This window comes from Mesorhizobium sp. NPDC059054 (genome assembly GCF_042739215.1).
In the GTDB taxonomy this organism is placed as follows: Bacteria; Pseudomonadota; Alphaproteobacteria; order Rhizobiales; family Rhizobiaceae; genus Mesorhizobium.
The window spans coordinates 761,359-772,397 of record NZ_JBHYHV010000003.1 but is presented as its reverse complement, the minus strand read 5'-3'; the positions used below and the strand labels follow the sequence as shown (position 1 = coordinate 772,397).

Annotated in this window: 11 protein-coding genes; 5 read left to right on the top strand and 6 right to left on the bottom strand. The window is 61.5% G+C overall.

All coding sequences use genetic code 11. The features are described 5' to 3' along the window. Nucleotides 1–129: 129 nt before the first annotated feature. From rho to hemE, 3 genes are all read right to left on the bottom strand, one after another. Entirely contained in the window at nt 130–1,392 is a 1,263-nt protein-coding gene (rho, locus tag ACFWXH_RS17095) for a transcription termination factor Rho (RefSeq protein WP_152979904.1), read from the bottom strand. 172 nt (nt 1,393–1,564) lie between these two features. Beyond that, nucleotides 1,565–2,101: a protoporphyrinogen oxidase HemJ gene (gene hemJ, locus ACFWXH_RS17090; RefSeq protein WP_054311937.1), complete on the bottom strand. Its 537-nt coding sequence runs from the start codon at nt 2,099–2,101 to the stop codon at nt 1,565–1,567. Next, a complete protein-coding gene (hemE, locus tag ACFWXH_RS17085; protein ID WP_379122167.1) occupies nt 2,098–3,126 on the bottom strand; it encodes a uroporphyrinogen decarboxylase in 1,029 nt (342 codons plus the stop codon). Before hemE ends, hemJ begins: the two co-directional genes overlap by 4 nt. A 398-nt stretch (nt 3,127–3,524) precedes the next feature. Between hemE and ACFWXH_RS17080 the strand changes: the two genes are divergently transcribed. From ACFWXH_RS17080 to ACFWXH_RS17060, 5 genes are all read left to right on the top strand, one after another. Then, nucleotides 3,525–4,349, top strand: a complete 825-nt coding sequence (locus ACFWXH_RS17080; RefSeq protein ID WP_054311935.1) for a pyruvate, water dikinase regulatory protein — start codon at nt 3,525–3,527, stop codon at nt 4,347–4,349. Nucleotides 4,350–4,458: 109 nt separating this feature from the next. Then, nucleotides 4,459–5,559 (top strand): DNA alkylation repair protein, encoded by a 1,101-nt coding sequence (locus ACFWXH_RS17075; RefSeq protein ID WP_379122165.1) that lies wholly within the window; start codon nt 4,459–4,461, stop codon nt 5,557–5,559. A gap of 79 nt (nt 5,560–5,638) precedes the next feature. After that, a complete protein-coding gene (locus ACFWXH_RS17070) occupies nt 5,639–6,436 on the top strand; it encodes a MerR family transcriptional regulator (protein ID WP_379122163.1) in 798 nt (265 codons plus the stop codon). 15 nt (nt 6,437–6,451) lie between these two features. After that, nucleotides 6,452–7,366, top strand: a complete 915-nt coding sequence (locus ACFWXH_RS17065; protein ID WP_379122161.1) for a hypothetical protein — start codon at nt 6,452–6,454, stop codon at nt 7,364–7,366. Nucleotides 7,367–7,437: 71 nt separating this feature from the next. Then, on the top strand, nt 7,438–9,030 hold the full coding sequence (locus tag ACFWXH_RS17060; RefSeq protein ID WP_379122159.1) for a peptide chain release factor 3: 1,593 nt from the start codon (nt 7,438–7,440) through the stop codon (nt 9,028–9,030). Between the two features lie 7 nt (nt 9,031–9,037). On the opposite strand, the gene ACFWXH_RS17055 is transcribed toward ACFWXH_RS17060, so the two are convergent. From ACFWXH_RS17055 to ACFWXH_RS17045, 3 genes are read right to left on the bottom strand one after another with little or no spacing between them, the layout of a single operon-like run. After that, a complete protein-coding gene (locus ACFWXH_RS17055) occupies nt 9,038–9,403 on the bottom strand; it encodes a helix-turn-helix domain-containing protein (RefSeq protein ID WP_379122157.1) in 366 nt (121 codons plus the stop codon). Beyond that, nucleotides 9,400–9,930 carry a Smr/MutS family protein gene (locus ACFWXH_RS17050; protein WP_379122155.1) on the bottom strand — a complete coding sequence of 177 codons (531 nt, stop codon included), beginning with the start codon at nt 9,928–9,930 and terminating at the stop codon, nt 9,400–9,402. Before ACFWXH_RS17050 ends, ACFWXH_RS17055 begins: the two co-directional genes overlap by 4 nt. Then, nucleotides 9,927–11,030 (bottom strand): murein transglycosylase A, encoded by a 1,104-nt coding sequence (locus ACFWXH_RS17045; RefSeq protein WP_379122153.1) that lies wholly within the window; start codon nt 11,028–11,030, stop codon nt 9,927–9,929. Before ACFWXH_RS17045 ends, ACFWXH_RS17050 begins: the two co-directional genes overlap by 4 nt. Between the last annotated feature and the right edge of the window lie 9 nt (nt 11,031–11,039).

The window sequence follows — 11,039 nt, the reverse complement described above, 5'->3', positions numbered from 1 at the left end:
ATACAATATGTTAGTAGATTTCGTCTTAATGGGCGGTCCCGAAGTGGTGCCTAGTCACCAGAAACGAAAAGGCGCGCCTTGTTCGGGCACGCCTTTTTAGCTGTATCGATCTCCTTGGAGACAGACCGGTCAGGTGTTCATCGAATCGAAGAAGTCGCCGTTGGTCTTCGTCTGCTTCAGCTTGTCGATGAGGAACTCGATCGCGTCGGTCGTGCCCATCGGCGCGAGGATACGGCGCAACACGAAGATCTTCTGCAGGTCCTGCCGTGCGACCAGCAGGTCTTCCTTACGCGTGCCGGACTTGAGGATATCCATGGCCGGATAGATGCGCTTGTCGGCCACTTTGCGGTCGAGGTGCATTTCCGAATTGCCGGTACCCTTGAACTCTTCGAAGATGACTTCGTCCATGCGGCTGCCGGTATCGATCAGCGCGGTCGCAATGATGGTCAGCGAACCGCCTTCTTCGATGTTGCGGGCGGCACCGAAGAAGCGCTTCGGGCGCTGCAGGGCATTGGCATCAACACCACCGGTCAACACCTTGCCGGATGACGGCACAACGGTGTTGTAGGCGCGGCCGAGGCGCGTGATCGAATCGAGCAGGATAACGACGTCACGGCCATGCTCGACCAGGCGCTTGGCCTTCTCGATGACCATTTCAGCGACCTGCACGTGGCGGGCGGCCGGCTCGTCGAATGTCGACGACACCACCTCGCCCTTCACCGAGCGCTGCATATCCGTCACTTCTTCCGGACGTTCGTCAATCAGAAGCACGATCAGATAGCATTCCGGGTGGTTGGCGGTGATCGAATGCGCGATGTTCTGCAGCAGCACCGTCTTACCGGTGCGCGGCGGCGCCACGATCAGCGCGCGTTGGCCTTTGCCGATCGGCGCCACCAGATCGATGACACGCGCCGACAGATCCTTGGACGGCACTTCGATCTCCATCTTCAGCCGCTCATTGGGATAGAGCGGGGTCAGATTGTCGAAATGGATCTTGTGCCGGATCTTCTCCGGGTCGTCGAAATTGATGGTGTTGACCTTGAGCAGCGCGAAATAGCGCTCGCCTTCCTTCGGACTGCGGATCGGTCCCTCGACCGTATCGCCGGTCTTCAGCGAGAAGCGGCGGATCTGAGAGGGCGAGATGTAGATATCGTCCGGACCCGGAAGATAGTTGGCGTTGGCCGAACGCAGAAAGCCGAAGCCGTCCTGCAGAACCTCGACGACGCCGTCACCGATGATCTCGATATCCTGCGCAGCCAGCTTCTTGAGGATCGCGAACATCAGCTCCTGCTTGCGCATCACGCTGGCGTTCTCGACCTCGAGCGATTCGGCAAACGCGATCAGATCGGTCGGTTTCTTGTTCTTGAATTCTTGGAGTTTCATTTCCTGCATGAGAGGAGCCTAAGTGTAAAAATGGGAAAATGGGCCGGCGAGAGAAAAAGCCGAACGCGACCGAAAGGTAGGAAACTGAATGGGGCGCGTGACGAGGAGAGACCCGTCTTTTACCGTCACACCAAACAAAGAGCAAGGCGCGAAATCACAGGTTCCGCCTCGCTTTCGCCGCTTAGAACGGCTTTACGATCACCAGCACAACAATGATGATCATCAGCAATGTGGGGATCTCGTTGACCATCCGCCAGTGCCTGGCCGGTTTTTCATTGCGATCTTCGGCGAATTTACGCACGGCAGCCGATAGATAGCCATGCACGGCCGACAGCGCGACAACGGCGGCAAGCTTGGCGTGCAGCCAGCCACCCTGGAAGCCGAAGCCCTTCCAAGCCAGCCACAGACCGAAAGCCCAGCTGATTACCATCGCCGGATTGATAATGCCGCGCAGCAGGCGCCGCTCCATCACCTTGAAGGTCTCCGACTGCTGGGAGCCGCGCTCGGTTTCGGCGTGATAGACGAACAGCCTTGGCAGATAGAGCATGCCGGCCATCCAGGAAATCACTGCAATCACGTGGACAGCCTTGGCCCAGGGATAGAAGTCCTCCGGAGCCACCAGGTAAAGCAGCGCCGTCAGAAACAGGAAGACGGCGATCGCGATCGCCGCCCGCCGCAAGGCTTGCCCACCGCTGGCTGCATTGTTGGTATCGGTCATCGGCGGCTCCTCACCTGCTTCACCATCGCCTCGACATGCGCGATCGGCGTCTCCGGCGTGATGCCGTGGCCAAGATTGAAGATCAGCGGCCCGTCGCTCAGCGCATCGAGAATGACATCGACACCTTCCTCGAGAGCCCGTCCGCCGGCAACGAGGCGCAAAGGGTCCAGATTGCCTTGCACGGCACCGCCCTTCTGCAGCGCCTTGGCAGCGGTCAACGGCACGGTCCAATCAAGCCCGAGGCCTGATATACCGGTCCTGGAGCGATAGGAGGCGTAGTTGGCGCCTGCGCCCTTGGGAAAGCCGATGACCGGGACCCCGGGGTGCGCGGCATGCACCTGCCGCACGATTTCGGCCACCGGCTCCACGCAGAAGGCCTGGAACGATGTCTCATCCAGAACTCCCGACCAGGAATCGAATATCTGCACGACATCCGCCCCGGCCTCGATCTGGCGGATGAGGTAGGTTGCCGACTGATCGGCCAGCGTCTTCAAGAGCCTCCTGAAGGCTTCCGGCTCGCGATAGGCAAACAGCCTTGCTGGCGCCTGATCCGGTGTGCCGTGGCCAGCGATCATATAGGTCGCCACGGTCCAGGGCGCCCCGCAGAAGCCAATCAGCGTGGTTTCATCCGGCAGTTTTCGGCGCAGTTGGCGCACTGTCTCGTAAACCGGCGCCAGATTCACGTGAAACATCTCTGTGTTCAACGCATCGATCTCATTGGCCTGGATCGGCGTCAGAAGCGGCCCGCAGCCTTCCTCGAAGCGCAGATCGCGGCCAAGTGCATGCGGCACCACCAGGATATCGGAGAACAGGATCGAGGCATCGAAACCAAAGCGCTCAATCGGTTGCAATGTCACTTCGACCGCGAGGTCCGGATTGTAGCAGAGATCGAGAAAGCTGCCCGCTCGTTTCCTGGTTTCTCGATACTCAGGCAGATAACGGCCAGCCTGGCGCATCATCCATAGTGGAGGCGGTGAAACCGTCTCCCCTTTCAGCACTTCCAGCACAGTCCGTTTGGCAGTCATGAGCCCGCTTTCGAAAGCCTATTTATAACTAAAAAGGATTCTTAAAGAATCTTCTGATTCTACGAGTCTGTTTGAATCGGGGATGCCGAGCTGTCCATCATCGGGCGCCGGAACGCCAGTCTCCATAATGTCGCGCGCTTTTCATCGCGGCTTTGGGAACAGTGGGGAAAACCAGAATCCATATTTGGAATCAAAGCGCTGACTGTCGCGATCTTTTGTCTCGGCTGTGAGCGGCATCCGGTCAGATTCCGTCCTCCCCAGATTTGTCCCCAGCCGGCGAAAAAAGCTGACAGCGACATCAATTGTGGACAAGCGGCCATCTGATACAGTCGCTTTTGCACACCCGCCGGATTGGTCCCAACTTTTCCACACTCACCCACAGCATCGCGCGAGCCCTTGTGAACAAACCGCAAAGCTTCTTTCACCTGCACCTGATTTCCGACGCCACTGGAGAGACCTTGCTGGCTGCCGGCCGCGCGGCTTCGGCGCAATACAAGGATGCGCGCGCCATCGAGCACATCTATCCGCTCATCCGCACCGACAAGCAGCTGATGAAGGTGTTCGACGATATCGAGGAGGAACCGGGCATCGTGCTCTATACGGTCGTGGATCAGGCGCTTGCCCACCGTATCGATGAGCGTTGTGCGACCATGGGTCTGCCTTGCGTGTCGGTGCTGGAGCCGGTGCTTTCGGTGTTCCAATCCTACCTCGGTACACCGGCGGGCCGGCGCGTCGGTGCCCAGCATGTGCTGGACGCTGAATATTTCCGCCGCATTGACGCGTTGAACTTCACAATGGAGCATGACGACGGGCAGTTGCCGCTCGACATGGAACAGGCCGATGTCGTGCTGATCGGCATTTCCCGCACATCGAAAACGCCGACCTCGATCTATCTGGCCAATCGCGGCATCAAGACAGCCAACATACCGATCGTGCTTGGCGTCCCGGTGCCCCAGGCGTTGATCGAAGCCAAAACCCCTCTGGTGATTGGCCTTGTGGCGACAGCCGAGCGCATTTCGCATGTCAGGCAGAACCGCCTGCTGGGTTCGACCACCGGCTTCGATTCCACCGCCTATGTCGATCGCGCCGCGATCAATGAGGAGCTGACCTATGCCCGCCAGCTCTGCGGGCGTCATGGCTGGCCGACCATCGATGTCAGCCGCCGCTCGATCGAGGAAACGGCGGCCGCCATCGTTGCGCTGCTGCGCGAAAAGACGCGGTAAGTTTCCGGATCGCCAGAGGTTCTCCTGCCATTACGTGTCAGCAGGCTTAATGGCGTACCACCGCAATTCAGATTAGGAGCGGATGGTTCGGAAGCCGAGGCAAACAGGCATGACAGAAGCACAGGCAGCGCCGGCGCTGAAGGAAATCTTCGATCGCGCACGGCTTGGCCGATTCGCAAGTGAGACCGCGGCGATCGCACCGGGCTTCGATGCCGAGCGCTTCCTGCTGCTTGCGACCGACAATCTCGACGCCCTCGGCATCATGCAGCGGCTGCGCCAGACCGCTGTCAGTTTCCAGGCAACCCTGCCGACCAACTACGGCGAGGCGCTGGAAGTCCTTCATGCACTCGCTCCACGCATCAATCATGGCTTCGCTTCGATCGTCCTGCCGGAATTCGTCGCGCTTTACGGGCAGGAGCACTTCGACCTTTCCATGCGGGCGTTGCACAGTTTCACCCGCTACGGCTCGGCCGAGTTCGCCATCCGTCATTTTCTGCTGCGCGACTTCGAACGCACGCTGGCCGTGATGGTGAACTGGGCGGAAGATGACAACGAACATGTGAGGCGGCTGGCCAGCGAAGGCTCGCGGCCACGTCTGCCGTGGTCGTTCAACCTGAAAACCCTGATCGCCGATCCCTCGCCAACGGCACCGATCCTTGAAACGCTTAAGAGCGACACCAGCCTCTATGTTCGCAAGTCAGTGGCCAACCATCTCAACGACATCACCAAGGACAATCCGGACAAGGTCATTGAGCGCGTTGGCGACTGGGACATGCAAAACGCCCACACCGCCTGGATCGTCAAACATGCGCTGCGCACACTGGTCAAGAAAGGTGATGCGCGGGCCCTCCACCTTATCGGCAGCACAGGCACGCCGCAGGTAAGCGTCGAACATTTCGCGGTGAAGCCGGCAAGGATTCACCTCGGCGAGCGCATCACGCTCGATGCGCGGATTGCCTCCACGGCAAGCAGCAGCCAGAAGCTCGTGATCGATTATGCTGTCCACTATGTGAAGAAGGCGGGATCGGCTTCGAAGAAGGTGTTCAAGCTCAAGGAAATCGAACTGGCGCCATCGGCAAGGGCAGAGCTTTCCATCAGCCAGGTCGTGCGCGACTTCACCACTCGCAAGCACCATGCCGGCCATCACCGCGTCGAACTGATCGTCAATGGCGAGATTCTGGCCACGAGCGGATTCGATCTCGCACTCTAAGGCCCGAAAAAAGCGACCGACAGGACAGCGCCATTCGGTCGCTTGACCTCGCCCTTGGGGCAGGCCTTAGACAGGCGCCATGACACGGTTTCATCTGCTCGCCGGTCGCTTCAGCGCGGCCACCCGGCTTTCACCCAAAGCGCTGCGGCTCTACGCCGAGCAGGGTCTGCTTGTGCCGGCCCATGTCGATCCGCAGACCGGCTACCGCTATTATGCGGCGGAGCAGGCGCCGCGCGCGCGGCTGATTGCGAGGCTACGCCAGCTCGGTCTGCCGGTGGCACGTATCGCGGCCTTGCTGGAACTGTCACCCCCGGCGCGTGCAATCGAATTGCGTACATGGCTGGAAGCGCAAAGCGAACGCCTTGCCGGTCATGTGGAACTGGTCGAGGCGATGGCGTGCCAGACTGATGCCCCAACCCCACCGCTCTCGATCGCGCTGCGCGATGTTGCCGCCACCAAGATCGTCAGCCGGCGACGAATGGTGACCGTAGTCGATCTCGACGCTTACATGGCGGAGGCGGAAGCAGACATCCGCGCGCATCTTGCCGCTTCGGGCCTTGCCCATGATGGGCCGATGAGTGTCCACCACCACGATCTCACCACGCGCGACAATGAAGGTCCGGTCGAGGTCGCGATTGCCTGTGCGGGTCCGGTCGAACCGGTGGGCGACCTGGTGATCCGCCTGTTGCCGGCCCGCCGCGAAGCGTTCGTTCCGGTGCCTGCGGACCATCAGAACTTCCCGCTGGTGCTTTCCATCTACGACGCACTCGAAGCCTGGATCGATAGGCAAGGCCTGATCGCCATTGACAGCCCGTATGAAATCTATGCCGGCAGCGGCGGCGCCGATTTCGACATCGCCTATCCGGTCAATTTCTGAAGGAAGCTCTCAGCCATGCACATTTCCTATACCGGCTCCGGCCCCTATTGCTATGCCAACGCCTTCACCATGATGTTCGGCGCGGCGGCGCCCTCGACAGCGGTGATAGAGTTCGCCACGTCGAGCCCTTTCGGCATGCAATTGATCGGCGGCAAGCTGCCCTTTTTCGACCCCTATGGCTGGGACCCCGAGCTCAGCTTCGAAGACACGCTTGCCGCGCTTGGCTGGACATCCGAGGCGGTCAAAGGCGGCACGGCGGAAGAGGCCCTGCTCCGGCTCAAGGCTGCGCTTGTCGACGGTCCGGTCTGGGTCGGTCCGGTCGAGATGGGGCATCTCAGACATCAGCCGGGCATGTCCGGTCCGATCGAGGCCGACCACTATGTCGTGGTGCTGGAACTGGACGGCGAAAGGGTACTGATGCACGACCCGCAAGGCTATCCCTATGCCACGTTGCCGCTGGCGGATTTCATGGCCGCCTGGTCTGCCAAGACATTGAGCTACGGAACGCCCTACACGATGCGCACAGGCTTTGTCAGACAGCGGGAGGTTTCCGAACGTGACGCCATAAGCGCCTCCATTCCAGCGGCGCACCGCTGGCTCTCCATGGCAGGTGTGTCGGGCATGCCCGAGGGCAGCCTTGGAAATGGCGCCGCGGCTGAAGCATTGGCTGGATTGGTTGGCCGTGGCTGCGACGAAAGCCTGCGCGCCCATCTCATCCATTTCGCAGTCCGGGTCGGCGCGCGTCGCGCCAACGATGCCGCGGCATGCCTTGCGCGCATCGGGCATGAGGAGGCAGCGCGCATCATGGCCAGTCAAGCCCGCCTGATTGGCTCGTTGCAGCATTCGCTGGTGGTTGGAGATGATGAGCGCGCTGCTGCCGCACTGAGGACGCTAGGGCCGACCTATGGCGAGCTGCTGGCGGTGCTTTAAGGCCGCGTTTCCGTTCGACAGGCGGGTTTGTCGCTGCTAGAAGCCGGCGCAACGAACGGAATTCCTGGAAAATGACCGAAACCATCGAGAAGGCGGTTGCCCGCCGCCGCACTTTCGCGATCATCGCGCACCCGGACGCCGGCAAGACCACGTTGACCGAAAAGCTGCTGCTGTTCGGCGGCGCGATCCAACTTGCCGGAGAGGTCAAGGCCAAGAAGGACCGCATCCAGACCCGCTCGGACTGGATGAAGATCGAGCGCGAACGCGGCATTTCCGTCGTCACCTCGGTAATGACTTTCGAATATGGCGACAACGTCTTCAACCTGCTCGACACGCCTGGTCACGAAGACTTCGCCGACGATACCTATCGCACGCTCTCGGCTGTGGACTCGGCCGTCATGGTCATCGACGCCGCCAAGGGTATCGAGCCGCGCACGCTGAAGCTGTTCGAGGTGTGCCGCCTGCGCGATATCCCGATCATCACCTTCGTCAACAAGATGGACCGCGAGGCGCGCGACACGTTCGAAATCCTCGACGAGATCGAACAGAAGCTGGCGCTCGACACCGCACCGATCACCTGGCCGATCGGCCAGGGCAAGACCTTTGCCGGCACCTATCACCTGGCTGAAAACGCCGTGCGCCGTCACGACGAGGAGGTCGAGCGCACACCCGTGCACGGGCCGGATTCCAACCGCGCTGCAGGCCTGCTGCCCGACAATGATCGTCCCGCCTTCATCGAGGAACTGGAACTCGCGCGAGAGGCATGCCGGCCATTCGATCTTGATGCCTTCCGCCAGGGCCATCTCACCCCGGTCTATTTTGGCTCAGCGCTGCGCAATTTCGGCGTGCGCGACCTGATCGAGGCGCTCGGCGCCTTCGGCCCGGCGCCGCGGGCCCAGGAAGCCGATACCCGCAAGGTGGAGGCGACGGAGCAGAAGATGACGTCGTTCGTCTTCAAGATCCAGGCCAATATGGATCCCAACCATCGCGACCGCATCGCTTTCGTCCGCGTCTGCTCCGGCACGTTGCAGCGTGGCATGAAGGCGAAACTCGTGCGCACCGGCAAGCCGATGTCGCTGAGCGCGCCGCAGTTCTTCTTCGCACGCTCGCGCATCACCGCCGACGAAGCCTATGCCGGCGACGTTGTCGGCATCCCCAACCACGGTACGCTGCGCATCGGCGACACGCTGACCGAAGGCGAGGACATCCTGTTTCGCGGCGTGCCCAATTTCGCGCCGGAAATCCTGCGCCGCGTTCGCCTCGGCGATGCCATGAAAGCCAAGAAGCTGAAGGAAGCCCTGCAGCAGATGGCTGAGGAAGGTGTGGTTCAATTGTTCCAACCGGAAGACGGCTCGCCGGCCATCGTCGGTGTCGTCGGCGCGCTGCAGATCGACGTGCTGAAGGAACGCCTCAACATCGAATATTCGCTGCCCGTCGATTTCGAGATGTCGCGGTTTTCGATCTGCCGCTGGATCGACGCCGACGACAAGCTCGACCTGCAGCGTTTCGTCGAGGCACATCGTGGCGATATCGCCCGCGACCTCGACAACGATCCGGTCTTCCTTGCGCAGCACGAATTTTCGTTGAACTACGAGGCCGAGCGCTGGAAAGCCATCCGCTTCGCCGCCATCAAGGATTATCAGGTGCGCGACAAGGCGGCCTAGAGCGCCGTCATTTCGCGGATGGGATCTCGCGCAGCAGCGCGGTCACGCGCTGGATATCCGTCTCGCTTATCCTGCCGATCTTTTCGGCAAGAAGGTTGGCAAGCTCGGTCGCGGCCGGCGACAGGCCGGCCGTGTCGATCTTCACCTTGGGATGCGAATTCTCGGCCAGCCGCTGCAGGTCTTCCGCATCATCCCAGATGATGTTGAAATAGCCGATGATCTTCTGGATCAGCGGCCAGCTCGGCACGCCGCGCTTGCCGTGCTCGAGTGCTGACAGGTAGGCGGCGCTCACCCCGATCGCTGCGGCCATCTGCTTCTGGCTCACCCCGCGTTCTTCGCGCAGCACGCGGATGCGTTCACCGAGCGGGGTCACGGCCGTGTCCGCCGCAGGCGCACGTAAAGCGCGCCGCCGCCGCCATGATGGCGGGCGGCATGATCGTGGCTGGAAACCAGCATCCGGAAAGCGGGTGTGGAAAGCCAGGCCGGCACGGAGCGTTTCAGGATACCGTCACCGCCGGAGGACGAACCCTTGCCGGTGATGACCAGCACATAGCGCACGCCATTGGCGTGGGCGCGATGCAGGAAGGAAAACAGCAGCGAATAGGCTTCGTCCTGCGTCATGCCGTGCAGATCGACGCGGCCTTCGATCTGCAGCCGTCCCTTGGACAGCTTGTCCAGCGTCGGTTCGTCGAGCGTATGGCGCACCGGCTGCGCCTTCGGCTTGGCGGACGATACGGTGACGATGCTGGCAGGCGCCGGTTCCTTCTGCGGTGGCTTTGGCTCGATCAGATCCGGCAGTTCCGGCGCTGGCTTGCCCTTGAGCGGCTTGGCCGATCGCGCAACGAGGTTCCACAGCACGCGATCTTCTTCGGACAGGTCTTGGTCGCGGCGCCGGCTCATCTTGGCGCCTCATCGAACAGCGAGCGCGGCACCAGGGCGTAGAAATCGGCCACGTTGCGGACCACGCCGGCGATTTCCCCCGCGGCATCGCCGGAACCAGCAAACAGATCTCCTCGTGCCGAACCGGTGATGGCGGAGCCGGTATCCTGCGCGATCATCAATCGTCGGAACGGTTTGTCGTCGAAAGCCGTCAGCGTCGGCGAGTCGATGTAGAAAGGCGTGCCGAATGTGTGCAGCAACCGATCCACCGCCATGGAACGACCAGCCGAGAGCGGCACTTTCGCCGCCGCGATCGGCCCCAGTTCCGGATCTTCCACTGCCGCCAGCCGGAAAAAGATGAAGGAGCGGTTCTGCCAGAGGATCTCGTCGACGCGATCCGGGTTCGCTTTGAACCAGGCGCGGATCGACTGCATCGTCACCTTTTCCAGCGGAATCTCACCTGTATCGACCAGAATACGGCCCGGTCCGGTGAACCGCTGTCCGGATTTTGCGGCATAGGTGACGCGCAACTGCCGGCCGTCGGTCATGTCGAGCCTGGCGGCACCTTGCACGTGAATGAAGAAGACGTCGACCTTGTCGGCGAACCAGGCGATTTCCAGCCCCTGCCCGGCAAGTGCGCCGCGTTCGATGGCGGCGCGGTCGTGATATTCCACGGGGCCCTCCATCGTCTGACGGGCGAATGCAAGGTAAGCGTCCATGCCGGCTGGCCGGTTGGCATCGTCGATGTCGATCAGATCTGCCGGGCGCGACAGCAACGGCCAGCGATAGCGTTCGCTGCGCACAGGCGAAGCCTCGACCACGGGCTCGTAAAAGCCTGTGACCAGACCGGCATCCTTGTCGGGGGAAACATGGGCCGGAGCGAAATGGCGCTCGAAGAACTTCCGCGCCTCGACCCCATTCGCCGGCGCTGCCGTTCTTGCAGCCTCATAGGCCGGCTGGAAGGCCGTGAAATCGATGCCGAGCGAGCCGGTGCGATATGGTTTTACCGGAGCGTGGAAGGCAGAGCGGCGGAAAGCCTCGAAGGCGGCAAGGTGGTCGTCGTCGGCCCAACCGGGCAGATCATCATAGGATCGCGCCGAAAGGAGTGGCGACAGCGGCACCTGCGCGGC

Excerpts from the sequence above, each read along its gene's own strand:
- rho (WP_152979904.1), bottom strand. The coding sequence starts at position 1,392 with ATGCAGGAAATGAAACTCCAAGAATTCAAGAACAAGAAACCGACCGAT.
- hemJ (WP_054311937.1), bottom strand. The coding sequence starts at position 2,101 with ATGACCGATACCAACAATGCAGCCAGCGGTGGGCAAGCCTTGCGGCGG.
- hemE (WP_379122167.1), bottom strand. The coding sequence starts at position 3,126 with ATGACTGCCAAACGGACTGTGCTGGAAGTGCTGAAAGGGGAGACGGTT.
- ACFWXH_RS17075 (WP_379122165.1), top strand. The coding sequence starts at position 4,459 with ATGACAGAAGCACAGGCAGCGCCGGCGCTGAAGGAAATCTTCGATCGC.
- ACFWXH_RS17070 (WP_379122163.1), top strand. The coding sequence starts at position 5,639 with ATGACACGGTTTCATCTGCTCGCCGGTCGCTTCAGCGCGGCCACCCGG.
- ACFWXH_RS17065 (WP_379122161.1), top strand. The coding sequence starts at position 6,452 with ATGCACATTTCCTATACCGGCTCCGGCCCCTATTGCTATGCCAACGCC.
- ACFWXH_RS17060 (WP_379122159.1), top strand. The coding sequence starts at position 7,438 with ATGACCGAAACCATCGAGAAGGCGGTTGCCCGCCGCCGCACTTTCGCG.
- ACFWXH_RS17050 (WP_379122155.1), bottom strand. The coding sequence starts at position 9,930 with ATGAGCCGGCGCCGCGACCAAGACCTGTCCGAAGAAGATCGCGTGCTG.